Here is a 15,347-nt window from a genome sequence, read left to right as displayed (position 1 = left end):
TGCATCTGACAGCGCCACTCGTCCGGGCGCCTTCCGGCACGCAGCCGAACTACTCGGTGAGCGCGCGCTTCACGTCTTCCTGCAGGTTGCGCAGGTGGTCGCGCATGGCCGCGCGGGCGCGCTCGGCGTCGCGCGCGCGCAGTGCGCGAATGATCTCTCCGTGCTCGTCGTGGTTCTCCGGCTGCCGGTGCAGCGGACTGTGCAGCCGGAAGAGCCGCGCATTGACGCGCAGTTCTTCCACCAGCCGCGGAAACACCACGTTGCCGCTGGCCGTAGCGATCAGCATGTGAAAGCGATCGTCGAAGTGCCAGTGTTCGGTTTCGCTGTGCTCGCTGGCGCCGAGCGTCGCGATGTCGGCCTCGAGCGTCTCGATCTCGGCGTCGGTGATCTTGCCCACCGCCAGCGCGATGGCCTCGCACTCGATCACCTCGCGCGCGCGCATGCAGTCGAAGTATTCCTTGGTCTCCAGCGCACGCACGGCGTAGGAGCGCGCGTCGCGCCGCACCAGCAGCCCCTCCCCCGCCAGCCGCACCAGCGCCTCCCTCATGGGCGTGCGCGAGATGCGCAGGTCTTCCGCCAGCCGCGCCTCCTGCAGCGGGCTGCCGGCCGATATCTGGCGATCGAGGATGAGGGTGCGCAGCCGGTCGTAGGCCTGTTCGGCCAGGCTGGCCGAGCGCACCTCCAGGGGGGCGATCGTGATGGTGGCGGGCTGCGAGGGGCTGGGAAGGCTGGGCATGCGGGAATGGGCGGAAGCCACGAGGGCGGGTGAGCTTAGCAGGGCCGGCCTGGCGGGCTCAGGGCCATTCTTTCAGAGCCATTTGTCCAGCGGATTGCCGTCGTTGGGCGCACGGGGCCGCAGGCACGGAAGGAACTGGCCGGAGCCGGGCTCGGCCTGGAACACGCCGTCCCGCCACACCACGCGCCCGCGCGAGACGGTCAGGCCGGGCCAGGCGCGCAGCCGCATGCCCTCGTAGGGGGTGTAGTCGGCGTCGTGGTGGAGCATGTCGTTGGACAGCAGCTTCTCCTGGCCCTGGGGGAACACGTCCCACACCACGAAGTCGGCGTCGCTGCCCACGGCGATGGTGCCCTTGCGCGGGTACAGGCCGTACAGGCGCGCCGGGTTCGTGGCCGTGAGTTCGACGAAGCGGTGGATGTCGATGCGCCCCTTGAGCACGCCTTCGCTCATGAGCAGCGGCAGGCGGGTTTCCACGCCGGGAATGCCGTTGGGGATGCGGTCGAAGGAAGCGTCGTCGCCGGCCACGCGCTTGCCGTCGCTGCCGTTCATGTTGAAGGGCGCGTGGTCGGACGAGAAGATGGTGAAGAGTCCGCTGGACAGGCCGTTCCAGATGAACTGCTGGTTCGCCTTGTCGCGCGGCGGCGGGCTGCAGATGCAGCGCGCGCCATGCATCGGATCGTCGGGGTCGATGCCCAGGTCCTCCGCGCTCAGGAACAGGTACTGCGGACAGGTCTCGGCATGGATGGGCAGTCCGCGCCCGCGCGCCCAGTGGATCTGCTCGACGGCCTCGCGGCCCGAGACGTGCACGATCAGGATGGGCGTGTCGACCAGTTCCGCCAGCGCGATGGCACGGTGCGTCGCCTCGCGCTCCACCGCCATCGGCCGCGAGCTGGAGTGGTAACGCGGCGCGGTGAGGCCCGCGTCGAGCAGCTGCTCGGTGAGCCAGGCGATGCAGTCGCTGTTCTCGGCGTGGATCATCGTCATCGCGCCGTGGCGGCGGGCGGTAGCCAGCACCTCGATGATCTGGCGGTCGTCCAGCTTCAGGTCGTCGTAAGTCATGTAGATCTTGAAGGAGGTGTAGCCCTTCTCGATCAAGGCGGGCAGCTCGCGCTGCGTCACGTCGCGCGTGGCGTCGGCCACGATCAGGTGGAAGGCGTAGTCGATCACCGCCTTGCCCTCGGCGCGGCGGTGATAGTCGTCGACGGCCTCCTGGACGCTGCGGCCCTTCTGCTGCGCGGCGAAGGGCAGCACGGTGGTGGTGCCGCCGCAGGCCGCCGAGCGGGTGCCGGAGAGAAAGTCGTCCGCGAAGCGCGAGCCGTCGCTGGTGGGCTGGTCGAAGTGGCAGTGGCCGTCGACGCCGCCGGGCGTGACCAGCCGGCCGCGTGCGTCGATCTCGCGCGCGGCGCTCGCGTCGAGGCCTTGCGCGATGGCGCAGATGCGCCCGTCGCGCACACCGATGTCGGCGGTGTAGCGGTCGCCGGCGGTGGCGATGTCGGCGTTGCGCAGGATCAGGTCGTAGGTGCTCATGGGCGTTGGTTCCTCATCGTTCTTCCTAGCGCTGCTCCAGCGCAGGTTCGGCGGGCACCGCCGGCGGCGTGGCGGCATTGCCGTAGGCACGGCCGTAGTGGCGCTCGATGCGGCGCTGGACGAAGTCCCAGGCGGTGGTCATGAGCAGGTAGTAGATGGCCGCAACGATGAAGAGCTCGAGCACCATGAACTTCTCCTGGATCAGCACCTGCGTGCGGCGCAGCAGCTCTTCCATCGAGATCACCGAGGTGATCGAGGTGGTCTTGAGCAGGCCGTTGATGCTGTTGCCCAGCGTCGGCACGATCAGGCGCATGGCCTGCGGCAGCACGATGTAGCGCATGGTCTGCGCACTGCTGAAGCCCACGGCGCGCGCCGCGTTGGTCTGCCCGACGGGAATCGACTGGATGCCGCCGCGCACGATCTCGGCGAGGTAGGCCGCCTCGTTGAGGATCAGCCCCAGCAGGGCCGACTCGATCACCGAGAGCTTCAGCCCCAGCTGCGGCAGCCCGGTGAAGATGATGATGAGCTGCACCAGCAGCGGCGTACCGCGGAACACCCAGATGTAGAAATGCGCCGGCGCCGCCAGCCAGCGGTGGCTGGACAGGCGGGCCAGTGCCAGCGCGCAGCCCACGACCAACCCGCCCGCGATCGCCGCGAGCGTGAGCCACAGCGTGGTCACCGCGCCGCTGAGGATGTACGGATTGAACAGGTAGTCGAAGAAGCCCGACCAGCTCCAGCCTTGTCCCATGGAAGTCTCCTTCGCTTGCTCGATGGCGATGTCGATGACGGCGCGCCGTCAGCTCGCCGGGCCCTTGACGGCCACGGCGCCGTCGGCGGCCTTGACGCCGTACTGGTCGAACAGCTTCTGGAAGCTGCCGTCGGCCTTCATGTCGTTCATGACCTTGGCCATCGCGGCGGCCAGGTCCTTGTTGCGCGCGGCCAGCGCGACCGGCGTGGGGAACAGGCCGTGCAGCACGCGCTCGAAGTCGCCGCGCTTCTGGTATTCGGCGCCGGTCGAGTCGATGGACAGCGCCACCTCGACCTGCCCCGCGCGCAGTGCCTGGAAGGCCATCGCGAAGTTCTCGAAGGTGCGGATGGTCATGCCCTTCATGCCCTTGTCGGTGAGCTGCTTGTCGAGCTCGCGCGCCTTGCGTTCCTCGAAGCCGCCGATCTCCACGCCGATGCTCTTGCCCGAGAGATCTTCGGGCTTGGCGATCTTCAGCGGGTTGCCCTTGGCGGCGCTGATGCTGATGGCCTGGTCTTCATAGACGAGCATCTGCATGAGCTTGGCGCGCTCGTCGGTGAAGAAGATGCCGGTGTTGATGACGTCCCAGCGGCCGGCCTGCAGGCCGGGGATCATGGCCGAGAACTCGATGCGCACGTACTCGGGCGTGAGGCACAGGCGCTTGGCGATCTGCTCGCCCAGCTCCACGCGCATGCCCTTGAGCGCGCCGGACTGGTCGACGAACTGCATCGGCGGCAGCGTCGGGTTGACCGACATGGTCAGCGTGCCCTTCTTGACGAGGGCCGAATCCGGCACGGGCGACTTGCAGGCCTGCTGCGCGTTCGCGACGCCAGCGCAGGAGATGAAGAGTGCCGTTGCCGACGCGAGAGCGGGGAGCAGTTTCATGATGTTTGTCCTGGAGGGAGGATCGAGGCGACGAGGTGAGAAACGGAGAAAACGGGGGAAAACGGAGAAACGGGAATGAGGTGCCTGGCGTGCAGCGGCGGCGGCGTCAGGCGCGGATCGAGTCCAGCAGTTCGAGGCGTGCGAGCTCGCGGCGCAGGTCCGCGACGTCCGCATCGGGCAGCGGCAGGCGGGGGGCGCGGGGCTTGCCGACCGGCAGGCCCATCATCGACAGGCCGTCCTTGGAGGCCGCGACGTAGCGGTGGCCGCCGACCCAGCGCACGATAGGCAGCATCTTTTTATAGAGCTCGAGCGCGGCGGGCATGTCGCGCTCGTCGGCCACCAGCTCGAACAGGCGCGCCGACATCTTCGGGATGAGGTTGGAGCACACGGCCACCCAGCCCTGGGCGCCGAGCCAGAACGATTCGTAGCCCAGGATGCCCGCGAACACGGTCATGCGGTCGCCGCACAGCTCGATGATGTCGCGCACGCGGGTCACCTCGAGCGTCGACTCCTTGATGTACTTGCAGTTGTCGATGCGCGAGAGGCGCGCCACCAGCTCGGGCTTGAGGTCGACGTTGGCGGTGGCCGGGTTGTTGTAGACCATGATCGGAATGCCGATGGCCTCGCCCACCTTGCGGTAGTGCTCGAACAGCTCGTCGTCGGTGGGCGTGCTGTAGAAGGGCGGAATGATCATGACGCCGTCGGCGCCCATGTCCTCGGCCTCGCGGCTCAGCCGCACGCACTCGTCGGTCCACTCCGCTCCGGTACCGATCAACACCGGCACGCGTTTTGCAGCGGTACTCACGCAGGTTTCGATCACCAGCTGGCGCTCGTCGGGCGTCAGCGAGAGGAACTCACCGGTGCTTCCCAGGGGGATCAGCCCGTGGATGCCTTCCTCGATTTGCCAGTTGACCAGCTTCTTCAGCGCAGGCACGTCCACGTGCTTGCCGTCGGCGGTCATGGGGGTGATGAGCACCGTATAGGTGCCTCGGAACGCTGTCATGGGCAGTCCTTGGGGAAAATTCGAGTCGATTCGGTATATGTATACGTTGAGTATACGTATACAATTCGACGCGTCAACCGTAAGTTGACGTTCTTCCTTCGCATTGCCCATGAGCGCCAGACTGACCCACCCTTCCATCACCCCGGCCGGGCGCCCCGTGCGCTTCTGGTACGACGGGCAGCCCGTCGAGGGCCTGGAAGGCGAAACCATCGCGGCGGCGCTGGCGGCCGGCGGCATCAAGGCGATGCGCCACACGCGCGGCGGCGAGCGCCGCGGTCTCTACTGCGGCATGGGGGCGTGCTTCGACTGCCTCGTCACCGTCGATGGCCAGGCCAGCCAGCGCGCCTGCCTCACGAAAGTGGCCGACGGCCAGCAGGTTCGCTCGGCGCAACCCGCCGGTACGCCCAACGATCCGCTGCGGCCGCTCACCCCAGCGCCCGGCGCCGAACCCGAGCGCCGTCAGGTCGACGTGCTCGTCGTCGGCGCGGGCCCGGCCGGACTTTCGGCCGCGCTCGCCGCGCGCCGGGCGGGTGCCGATGTGCTGGTACTCGACGAGCGCCCCCAGTCCGGCGGCCAGTTCTACAAGCCGCTCGCGCCTTCTCACGAGGCGCCCTCGCCGGCCGACCGCCAGTTCGCGCAGGGCCTCGCGCTCGAACATGAAGTCCGCGCAGCCGGCGTCGTCATCGCCCAGGGCGCGCAGGTCTGGGCCGCCTTCTCGCCGCGCGAGGTCGCGGCGCTCATCGACGGACGAGCCTGCGTCATCGGCTGCCGGCAGCTCGTCATCGCCCCCGGCGCCTACGAGCGCCCCGCGCCCTTCCCCGGCTGGACCCTGCCCGGAGTGATGACCACCGGCGCCGGCCAGACGCTCGCGCGCGCATACCGCGTCGCACCCGGGCGCCGCGTGGTGATCGCCGGCAACGGGCCGCTCAACCTGCAGCTCGCCGCGGAGCTTCTCGCCGGCGGCGCCGAGGTCGTCGCCGTACTGGAGTCGGCCCCGCGCCCCTCGCCGCGGCAATGGCGCCATCTACTCGCTGCGGCGCGCACGGCCCCCGACCTGCTGATCGACGGCTGGCGCTACCTGCGGAAGCTGCGCGCGCACAAGGTGCCCGTGCTGTGGGAACACGCCGTCGTTTCCGCGGAAGGCTCCGCCGAATTGAGCTCGGTGCAAGTAGCGCGGATCGACGCCCAAGGCCACGCCGTTCCCTCCACGGTGCGCCGCCTCGAAGCCGGCACACTCTGTCTCGGCTACGGCTTCATCCCCTCCACCGAGCTCGCGCGCATGCTCGGCTGCGAGCACCGCCTCGCGCCCCGCCACCTCGGCTATCTCGCGACCGTCACGCAGGAAGACGGCGCCACCAGCCTGCCCGGCGTGTATGTGGTGGGTGACGGCGCCGATCTCGGCGGCTGCCGCGTCGCGCTTGCGCGCGGCACGCTGGCGGGCACCGCCGTCGCGCGAAATCTGGGCCTGCAAGCCCCGGAACCAGAAGAAGCGACGGAAAAACTGCATCGCGCCGAATGCTTCCAGCAGGCGCTGTGGTCGATCTACGCACCGCCGCCCATATCCCTCGAAGCGGTTCCCGACGAAACCCTGCTGTGCCGCTGCGAGGAGATCACCTTCGGCTCGGTGCGCGAGCAGATCCGCGCCGGCAGCGACACGCTGGCCGCGCTCAAGCGCAACACGCGCCTGGGCATGGGCCGCTGCCAGGCGCGCTACTGCGCCGTCACCGCGGGCAGGTTGTTGACCGAGATGACCGGCCGACCGCCGCAGGTGGAGCAGTACTTCGCGCCTCGCCCGCCCGCCAAGCCGGTGCCGGCGGGCGCACTCGGCTTCGAGAAACCCGAGTGGGGCGGCCACAAGCCCGCCATCACGCCCAACCTCGCGCGGCCGGTGGAGCAAGCGCCGTTCGAGACCACGCTGCGCACCGACGTGCTCGTGATCGGCGCCGGCGTGCTCGGCTCCTGCCTCGGCTACTACCTGTCGAAGGCCGGCCAGGACGTGACGGTGGTCGACCGCGACGACATCAACCTGCAGGCCTCGGGCGCCAACGCCGGCAGCCTGCACGTGCAGCTGCTGTCCTTCGACTTCGGCGCCAAGGCGCAGGAAGGCGGCGGCCCGGCCGCGGCCACCTTGCCGCTCGGGCCGATGTCGGTGCGCCTGTGGCAGGAGATCGAGGCCGACTGCGGCGAAGACCTCGAGATCAAGATCACCGGCGGCCTCATGGTCGCCGACAGCGAGGCCGGCATGCGCTTTCTCGAAGCCAAGGCCGCGCTGGAGCGCAGCCATGGCATCGACGCGCAGGTGATCGACGGCGCCGAGCTGCGCCGCCTCTCGCCCGCCCTGTCCGGCGAGCTGCTGGGCGCCGAACTCTGCCCCATGGAAGGAAAGATCAACCCGCTGCGTGCCACCTATGCGGTCTCGCGGCGCGCGCAGCAGCAGGGTGCGCGCATGCTGCGCGGCTGCGACGTGCAGTCCATCGAGGCGCTGCCTGGCGAAGGCGCAGGCTTCATGGTGCGCACCTCGCGCGGCACCATCCACGCCGGGCGCGTCGTGAACGCGAGCGGCGCATGGTCGAGCGCCGTCGGCCGCATGCTGGGCGTGAGCATCCCGGTCAAGGGCGCGCCGCTGCAGATGATCGTGACCGAGCCCGCGCCGCCGCTGGTCAATCATCTCGTCGCGCACGCCGACCGGCACCTGAGCCTGAAGCAGGCGGCCAGCGGCGGCCTGATCATCGGTGGCGGCTGGACGGCCGCCTTCAACGAGGACATGCGCCTCAACCGCGCCGAGCGCGAGAGCATCGAAGGCAACCTCTGGGTGGCCGGCCACGTGCTGCCGGCCGTGCGCGGGCTGCACATGGTGCGCTGCTGGGCCGGCATGAACGTGAACATCGACGGCGCGCCGATCCTCGGCGAAGTGCCGGGCCGCCCCGGCTTCTACAACGCCGTGACCTCCAACGGCTACACGCTCGCCCCCATCACCGCGCGGCTGGTCGCCGACCTGATCGTGCGCGGCCGCGCCGACATCGACATCAGCCCCTTTCTCATCGACCGCTTCCTCTGACCGCCATGACCGAAAACGCCTCCCCGCGCGACACGCTGCGCGACTTCATCGACACGCACTTCGACGAGCAGGTGCGCACCCTCGCCGAGCTGGTGCGCTGCCCCTCAGACAACCCGCCGGGCGACTGCGCCCCGCATGCCGAGCTCACCGCGCGGCTGCTCGAAGCCATGGGCTTCGAGGTGGAGCGCCACGAAGTGCCCGCCGAGTTCGCGGCCGCGCACGGCATGCGCAGCGTGACCAACCTGATCGTGCGCGAACGCTTCGGCGACGGCCCGGTGGTGGCGCTCAATGCACACGGCGACGTGGTTCCGCCCGGCGCGGGCTGGAGCGTCGACCCCTACGGCGGCGAGGTGCACGACGGCTGGCTCTACGGACGCGGCGCCGCGGTTTCGAAGTCGGACTTCACCACCTACGCCTTCGCGATGCGCGCGCTCAAGCACCTCGCGGCCTCGGGCACGCCGCTGGCCGGCACGCTGGAGCTGCACCTGACCTACGACGAGGAGACCGGCGGCATGACCGGCCCCGCTTGGATCCTCTCGAAGGGCCTGAGCAAGCCCGACTTCGTGCTTTCCGCCGCGTTCTCTCACCACGTCGTGGTGGCGCACAACGGCTGCCTCCACCTCGAGGTCGTCGTGCGCGGCACTTCGGCGCATGCCGCGCGCCCCGACACCGGCCACGACGCGATCGAAGCCGCGGCCACCCTGCTGCCCGCGCTCTACCGCTACCGCGACAGCCTCGCCGCCCGCCCCTCGCACACGCCGGGCATCACCCATCCCACGATGGTGGTGGGCCTGATCGACGGCGGCATCAACACCAACGTGGTGTCCGACGTGCTGACCCTGCGCATCGACCGGCGCATCGTGCCCGAGGAATCGCCCGAGGCCGTCGAGGCCGAGCTGCGCGAAGTCATCGAAGCGGCCTGCCGCCCGCTGCCCGGCATCTCGGTGGAAGTCCGCCAGATCCTGCTGGCCCGCCCCTTCGCGCCCGCGCCCGGCGCCGACGAACTGGCTGCCCTGGTGTGCCAGGAGGCCAGCGAAGTGATGGGCAAGCCCGTGACGCCCATCGGCGTGCCGCTGTACACCGACGCGCGCCTGTACAGCGAGGCGGGCATTCCCACCGTGATGTACGGCGCCGGCCCCGAGTCGCTGCTCGAAGCCAACGGGCATCGCGCCGACGAGCGCGTGCCGCTGGACGAGCTGCGCAAGGCCACGCGCGTGGTCGCCAACACCCTCCACCGGCTGCTCACGCGCTGAATCCCATTGCATCGAGGACACGACATGATCGAGATCAGCCACGTCGACAAGAGCTACGGCGCCTTCCAGGTGCTGACCGACTGCACCACCCAGGTCCGCAAGGGCGAGGTCGTGGTGGTCTGCGGGCCTTCGGGTTCGGGCAAGTCCACCCTCATCAAGTGCGTCAATGCGCTGGAGCCGTTCCAGCGGGGCCGCATCACCGTCGACGGCGTGTCGGTGGGCGATCCGAAGACCGATCTCAACAGGCTGCGCGCCCGCGTGGGCATGGTGTTCCAGCACTTCGAGCTGTTCCCGCACCTGTCGATCGAGGACAACCTGTCGATCGCGCAGGTCAAGGTGCTCAAGCGCTCCGCCTCCGAGGCCCGCACCGCATCCATGGCGCTGCTGCAGCGCGTCGGCATGCGCGCCCATGCGCACAAGTTTCCCAGCCAGCTCTCCGGTGGCCAGCAGCAGCGCGTGGCGATCGCCCGCGCGCTCGCGATGAACCCGGTGGCCATGCTGTTCGACGAGCCCACCTCCGCGCTCGACCCGGAGATGGTCAACGAGGTGCTCGACGTGATGGTCGAGCTCGCACGCGAAGGCATGACGATGATGTGCGTCACCCACGAGATGGGCTTCGCGCGCAAGGTGGCGAACCGCGTGATCTTCATGGACCGGGGCCGCATCGTCGAGGACTGCGCCAAGGAGGAGTTCTTCGGCAACCCCTCGGGGCGCTCCGACCGCGCGCGGCAGTTCCTCTCGAAGATCCTGCAGCATTGAGACGGCACCGCCTGCGCAGGGAGCCGCCGGGATCTCACCTGGGCTGGATCGCCCGCCTGATCCGGTCCGCGTAGGTCGTCAGCGTCGGCACCATCGCCACGACCTCCTCCAGCGTGCGGCGGCTCTTCGGTGCGGAGATCGTGAGCGCCGCCACGACCTGGCCGTCCGTGTTCTGTATGGCCACCGCGGCCCCGACCACACCGACGATGTACTCCGACTCGTTGGCCGCATACCCCTGGTTCTTCACCTTCCGAAGGCGCTCCTGGAGCACCTTGGGCTCGGTGATGGTCTTGGGCGTGAGCGGCTCCCAAGGCCCCGAGGCCATGAACCTGGCGAGTTCGTCCGGCGGCAGCGCCGCCAGGAAGACCTGCCCGCTGGACGTGCAGTGCAGCGGTGCCTTCTGCCCGGCCTGGAACTGCAGCGTGAGCGGAGACTGCCCCATGACGCTCGCGATGTACTCGACCTCGCCGGAGGACATCAGCGCGAGGCCGCAGGTCTCTCCGGTCTTCTGCGCAACGGCCGTCAGCAGCGCCTGGATCGGCGCGTAGACGATCGTGGAGCCCAGGATCGACGTCGCCAGCCCGACCAGCTTGGGCGCGACCGCGTACTTGCCCTTGACCGGCATCTTCTGGAGGAACTGCAGCTCCTCCAGCGTGGCGATCATGCGATGCGCCGTGGGCCTGGGCAGGTCGAGGAGGTAGACGATGTCGGCCGCGGAGATCATGCCCATCTTCGCCGCCAGGTTGAGCACCGCGAACAGCCGCTCGACAGGCGTTCCCGCGACGGCCGTCGAGGTCTTCTTCGCTTTCCTGGTCGCAGCGCCCATGGCCGCATTATTCCGGCTTCTAGCGTCGGCCCGGGACGGCATAGCGACTCTTCAGTACGGCCACGAGCTGCGACGTCGCCGAGCAGAGCACCATGTAGATCACGGCGACCGCCAGGTACATCTCGACGAGGCGCGCATCGCGCTGGGCGATCTTCGAGGCGGCGCCCAGCAGGTCGGTGACCGACAGCACGTAGACCAGCGAGGTGTCCTGGAACAGGATGATCGTCTGCGTGAGCAGGATCGGGCTGACCACGCGCAGCACCTGCGGCAGGATGATCAACCGGTAGCCTTGCCAGGTCGACATCCCCAGCGCCCTGCACGCGCCGTACTGCCCCTTCGCGATCGACTTGAACCCGGCGCGGATGATCTCGGCGTAGTAGGCGGCCTCGAACAGCGTGAACGTCACGAAGGCAGTCCACACGGGTCCGATCTGCACCGGTCGCGAAGCCCCGGTCATCCACATCAGCACGAGCGGCATCAGGAAGAAGAACCAGAAGAGCACCATGATCAGCGGCACCGAGCGAATCAGCGTGATGTACGCGCTCGCGAGCTGCGACGCGACCGGCACCTCCAGGTGCCTCACGAGAGCGAGCCCGATGCCGAGCACCAGGCCGCCGGCAAAGCCGACCGCCGTGAGCTGCAGGGAGAACACCAGGCCGTCGAGCAGGAACGGCCAGGCCTGCGCGATCACTGAGAAGTCGAAGTGGTTCATGGCTTCGCCGCCTCCTTTCGCATGGGAAAGAAAAGGAAGCGGCGCTTCGCGATCATGGGCTCCGTGCCGGGCGTGCGAAGTCGTTTCTCCAGGCCGTGCATGACGGCGTAGACGGAGAGCGCGAGCAGCAGATAGAGGATGGTTGCCGCGCCGAAGGCCTGGAAGGTCTTGAAGGTGAACTCGTTGATCTGCCGGGCCTGTGCGGTGAGCTCGAGGAGCCCGATGGTCAGTGCCACCGACGTGTTCTTGAAGATGCCCATCACCTCGCTGGTCAGCGTCGGCATGATGATGCGCAGCGCCTGCGGCAGCAGGATGGTTCGGTACACCCCCAGCTCCGTCATGCCCAGTGCCCGGGCCGCCGAACGTTGGCCGTAGGGCAAGGCTTCGATTCCTGCCTTGACCTGCTCAGCCACCCGCGCACCGGTGTAGAGCGACAGCGCGATCAGCGCGGGAAAGAAGGCGCCCCAGGGAGGCACCATCTTCTTCATCGCGCTGCCGAGATCGGCCGGCAGCAGTTCCGGCAGCACGAAGTACCAGAGGAACATCTGGACGATGATGGGAATGTTGCGGAAGACCTCGACGTAGAGCCGCGCGGCCAGCGCGATGGCCCTGTTGGAGGATGTCCGGCCGCAGCCGACCAGAACCCCCAGCACGAAGGCCACGCACCAGCCCGCCAGGGCCAGCGCGACCGTCCAGGCCAGGCCGCTGAACAGCCAGGCGAGGTAGAGCTCCTCGCCGTCCTGGACTGTCTCGAAAAGAACTTCGAACACATCGAGCTCCGGTCAGTGTCAGGTGATGGTGGTCGCTATGCCTCAGTCGATCCGGTCGCTGGGCGCCTTCACGCGCTCCCTGAGCTTCTCCGTCATCGGAAAGGCCAGGCTCACGTTGCGCGGCGGGATCGGCGACTCGAACCACTTCCTGTAGAGCCTGTCGAACTCGCCGCTCTTCATGAGGCCGCCGATCACGCCGTCGACAAGAGCTTTGAACGCCGGGTCGTCCTTTCGCAGCATCAGGCCGTAGTAGATATTGTCGAAGCCGCCGGGCACGAGGGCAAACGACGCCGGGTTGCGCGAGTTCGCCTTCTCGCCCGCCAGCAGGATGTCGTCCTCGAGCCAGGCCACGGCCCGGTTGCTGTCGAGCGTGAGCATCGACTCGCCATGGTCCTTGGCCGCGATCGTCATCAGCGCCATCTTCTGTTCTTCGTTGAACTTGCGCGCGAAGCCCACGGCGTTGGAGCCTTGCGTAACCACGATGGTCTTGCCCTTGAGGTCGGCCGCGCTCTTCACGCCGGAGTCCACGCGCACCAGCCACAGCGGCTGGCTGACGAAGGTGGCCACGGAGAACGCGACCTGCTTCTGCCGCGCCGCGTTGTTCGCCGTGCCTCCGCACTCGACGTCCACGGTGCCGTTGACGACCAGCGGGATGCGGTTCGACGAGTTGACGGCCACCTGCTTGACCTCCAGCTTCGGCAGGTTCAGCTGCTGCTTCACCTTGTCCACGATGGCCGCGCACAGGTCCATCGAGATGCCGACGGGCTTCTGCTGGCCGTCCAGGAAAGAGAACGGCACGGACGACTCGCGGTAGCCGAGCGTGATCGCCCCGGTTTCCTTGATCTTCTGCAGCGTGTCCCCGCCGGTCTGGGCGAAGCTGGGCATGGTCGCGACCAGCAGGCATGCTGCGGCAACGGTGAGAAACGACGACTTCGGGTTCATGAAGACTCTCCTGCGATCAATGAAGAAAAAACGGATGGCGATCAGTCGACCCGGCTTGCCGCGGCCGGCTGGGCGGCGCGGCTCAGGCGCTGCCGGATCAGCGATACGACCTGGTCGACGTCTTCGGAAGTGTTGAAGAGGCCGAAGGAGATGCGGATGCCGCCGCGCTCGGGCGATACGCGAACCTGGTTCTGCGTGAAGTAGTCCAGCCACTCCGCGACCGGCAGGTCCAGCACGTAGATGTGCGCGCGGCCCGCACGGGCTCGTGGTCCGACGAGGCGCACGCCGAGCGTTTCGAGCCCGCCGATCAGCCGGTCGCCCAGCTCGAGCACATGGGCCTCGATGCGATCGACGCCGGTCTTTCGAATGAGTTCGATCGAGCTCGACAAGGCATGCAGGTCGGGGAGGTTGTAGTTGCCGAACTCGAAGCGCCCTGCATCCTTGCGCGGCGCCAGGTCGTCGGGCCGCGCGATGTAGTCCTCGGGAGGATTCGCCAGGCTGCTCATCGCCAGGTACGCCGGCTGCAGCTCGTCGAGACCTGCCTTCACGTAGAGGATGCCCAGCCCCTGGGGCACCAGCAATCCCTTGTGGCAACCGGCGGCCAGCACGGACACGCCCAGCTTCCGCACATCGACCGGCAGCACGCCGATGGACTGCATCGCGTCGACGACCAGGTATATGCCCTTTTGCGCGCACAGGCGACCGATGCTGGCGATGTCGTGTCGCTGGCCCGCATGGAAGGTCACGTGCGACAACGAGATGACCCGGGTCCTGGCGTCGACGAAGGGCTCGAAGGTTTCCGCCGTCGCGACCTCGTCGTCCGCCACCTTCACGAAGCGCACCTGCACGCCCTTGCGCTTCAGGTTGAGCCAGGCATAGGCATTGTTCGGATGGTCGCCCTCGAGCATCAGGACCGTGTCGCCTTCCGCGAGCGGAACGGCATTGGCGGCGATGTTGAGGCCCTCGGACGTGTTCTTCGTGAAGGCGATCTCGCCGGGCGATGCGTTCAGCAGCGCGGCGACGTCCTCCCGGGCGCGCTCGACGCGGCGCATCCACACCGGCTTCGGGCCGGCCATCTCGTTGCCTTCCGCGAGAAATTCGGAAAGCGCCTGGCGCACGCAGGTCGCCATGGGCGTCTGGTGCGCGGAGTCCAGGTAGAGCATCCGCTTGGTGACCGGAAACTCCTGGCGGATGGAATCAATCTCGAGAATGGCGGACATGGCTTCCTCAGTTCAACAATCGTTGCCCCGGAATGGGGCGGCTAGTGCACGGAACGCATGACCACCGTGTGACGTGAATCGATGCGACGGTGTCATCCTAGGAGTGCCTTCGAGTCACCACGTCTCGATATTCGGCCGTTCCGGAGGCTGGGCTTACGAGGAAAAACACGGGTAGATCGCTCCAGAAGTCGCGTCCGGATTTCGAGACAAAATTTCGCTGCAAGCCGCGTCGAACGAGCACTTCCAAGCACTGCCTGCAGGGTTTTGGAGAGGGCTGGGCAGCAGGCGCCCCCTGCGATGGCGCCCTTGCCAGAGCAGGACTCCTGCACCATGCCGGGGCGACGTGAGCCCGGAACCGTTCGGATGATTTTTTGCGTTGCACTTTCCGGACGCGAATGCAACCAGCGCGCCACACGGGCAAGCGCGACGCAGGAGGCAGCCTGCGAAAGCCCGTTCGTCGGGCTCCTGCGTATCGAAATCCGAACACCTCAAGGCGGCACGCGGACATACCATCCGCCGCGCCCTGCAGCTGCAGGACTTCGTGAGCAGGCTGATTGCCGTGCCATGCGCTTCGGTGCTTGCGGGTTTCCCTCTGCCACGAAGCCAACGTACATCGCCGCGCCTTGCGGCGTTCGCCCCTCGAGGAACCTTCGTCCCATGAAAACCAAAGCCGCCGTCGCCTGGAAATCCGCAGCCCCGCTCACCATCGAAACCGTGGACCTCGAAGGCCCGAAGTTCGGCGAAGTGCTCGTCGAGATCAAGGCCACCGGCATCTGCCATACCGACTACTACACCCTCTCGGGCGCCGACCCCGAGGGCATCTTCCCCGCCATCCTCGGCCATGAAGGCGCGGGCATCGTGGTCGACGTCGGCCCCGGCGTCACCACCCTGAAGAAGGGCGACCACGTCAT

The 15,347-nt window shown here is 68.0% G+C and carries 14 protein-coding genes; 4 read left to right on the top strand and 10 right to left on the bottom strand.

All coding sequences use genetic code 11. The features are described 5' to 3' along the window. Positions 1 to 49: 49 nt before the first annotated feature. The 5 genes from BMY35_RS29265 to BMY35_RS29245 form a co-directional block, all read right to left on the bottom strand. On the bottom strand, positions 50 to 736 hold the full coding sequence (locus BMY35_RS29265) for a GntR family transcriptional regulator (RefSeq protein ID WP_093206515.1): 687 nt from the start codon (positions 734 to 736) through the stop codon (positions 50 to 52). Between the two features lie 72 nt (positions 737 to 808). After that, the gene (gene hydA, locus BMY35_RS29260) at positions 809 to 2,263 is read right to left on the bottom strand and encodes a dihydropyrimidinase (RefSeq protein WP_093206514.1); all 1,455 of its coding nucleotides are present in this window, start codon (positions 2,261 to 2,263) and stop codon (positions 809 to 811) included. 25 nt (positions 2,264 to 2,288) lie between these two features. Beyond that, a complete protein-coding gene (locus BMY35_RS29255; RefSeq protein WP_093206513.1) occupies positions 2,289 to 3,011 on the bottom strand; it encodes an amino acid ABC transporter permease in 723 nt (240 codons plus the stop codon). 48 nt (positions 3,012 to 3,059) lie between these two features. Then, positions 3,060 to 3,893 carry an ABC transporter substrate-binding protein gene (locus BMY35_RS29250; RefSeq protein WP_093206512.1) on the bottom strand — a complete coding sequence of 278 codons (834 nt, stop codon included), beginning with the start codon at positions 3,891 to 3,893 and terminating at the stop codon, positions 3,060 to 3,062. A gap of 106 nt (positions 3,894 to 3,999) precedes the next feature. After that, complete coding sequence (locus BMY35_RS29245; RefSeq protein ID WP_093206511.1) at positions 4,000 to 4,896, bottom strand: dihydrodipicolinate synthase family protein; 897 nt, start codon at positions 4,894 to 4,896, stop codon at positions 4,000 to 4,002. Between the two features lie 109 nt (positions 4,897 to 5,005). Here BMY35_RS29245 and BMY35_RS29240 point away from each other — a divergent pair, with 109 nt between their 5' ends. The 3 genes from BMY35_RS29240 to BMY35_RS29230 are packed head-to-tail and all read left to right on the top strand — an operon-like array spanning position 5,006 to position 9,966. After that, positions 5,006 to 7,954, top strand: coding sequence for an FAD-dependent oxidoreductase (locus BMY35_RS29240; protein WP_093206510.1), 2,949 nt, complete (start codon positions 5,006 to 5,008; stop codon positions 7,952 to 7,954). A 5-nt stretch (positions 7,955 to 7,959) separates the two neighbouring features. Further along, entirely contained in the window at positions 7,960 to 9,207 is a 1,248-nt protein-coding gene (locus tag BMY35_RS29235) for a M20/M25/M40 family metallo-hydrolase (RefSeq protein WP_093206509.1), read from the top strand. Between the two features lie 24 nt (positions 9,208 to 9,231). Next, the gene (locus tag BMY35_RS29230; protein WP_093206508.1) at positions 9,232 to 9,966 is read left to right on the top strand and encodes an amino acid ABC transporter ATP-binding protein; all 735 of its coding nucleotides are present in this window, start codon (positions 9,232 to 9,234) and stop codon (positions 9,964 to 9,966) included. Between the two features lie 34 nt (positions 9,967 to 10,000). Here the strand turns inward: BMY35_RS29230 and BMY35_RS29225 are convergent, their stop codons facing one another. Genes BMY35_RS29225 through BMY35_RS29205 form a run of 5 tightly spaced genes read right to left on the bottom strand, consistent with a single transcriptional unit; the run spans position 10,001 to position 14,436 of the window. Continuing rightward, positions 10,001 to 10,792 carry an IclR family transcriptional regulator gene (locus BMY35_RS29225; protein ID WP_170217132.1) on the bottom strand — a complete coding sequence of 264 codons (792 nt, stop codon included), beginning with the start codon at positions 10,790 to 10,792 and terminating at the stop codon, positions 10,001 to 10,003. 19 nt (positions 10,793 to 10,811) lie between these two features. Continuing rightward, complete coding sequence (locus tag BMY35_RS29220; RefSeq protein WP_093206506.1) at positions 10,812 to 11,504, bottom strand: amino acid ABC transporter permease; 693 nt, start codon at positions 11,502 to 11,504, stop codon at positions 10,812 to 10,814. Continuing rightward, positions 11,501 to 12,274: an amino acid ABC transporter permease gene (locus tag BMY35_RS29215; RefSeq protein WP_093206505.1), complete on the bottom strand. Its 774-nt coding sequence runs from the start codon at positions 12,272 to 12,274 to the stop codon at positions 11,501 to 11,503. Before BMY35_RS29215 ends, BMY35_RS29220 begins: the two co-directional genes overlap by 4 nt. A 42-nt stretch (positions 12,275 to 12,316) precedes the next feature. Next, positions 12,317 to 13,216 carry a transporter substrate-binding domain-containing protein gene (locus BMY35_RS29210; RefSeq protein WP_093206504.1) on the bottom strand — a complete coding sequence of 300 codons (900 nt, stop codon included), beginning with the start codon at positions 13,214 to 13,216 and terminating at the stop codon, positions 12,317 to 12,319. 41 nt (positions 13,217 to 13,257) lie between these two features. After that, positions 13,258 to 14,436: an aminotransferase class V-fold PLP-dependent enzyme gene (locus BMY35_RS29205; protein WP_093206503.1), complete on the bottom strand. Its 1,179-nt coding sequence runs from the start codon at positions 14,434 to 14,436 to the stop codon at positions 13,258 to 13,260. A 657-nt stretch (positions 14,437 to 15,093) separates the two neighbouring features. On the opposite strand from BMY35_RS29205, the gene BMY35_RS29200 reads away from it, so the two are divergent. Continuing rightward, positions 15,094 to 15,347, top strand: a 254-nt coding sequence (locus tag BMY35_RS29200; protein ID WP_177213737.1) for an alcohol dehydrogenase catalytic domain-containing protein, incomplete at its 3' end; no start/stop codon positions are given.

This window comes from Variovorax sp. YR750, assembly GCF_900109805.1.
In the GTDB taxonomy this organism is placed as follows: domain Bacteria; phylum Pseudomonadota; class Gammaproteobacteria; order Burkholderiales; family Burkholderiaceae_C; genus Variovorax; species Variovorax gossypii.
The sequence above is the reverse complement of the archived record's forward strand: the minus strand, read 5'-3'. Positions and strand labels throughout refer to the sequence as shown.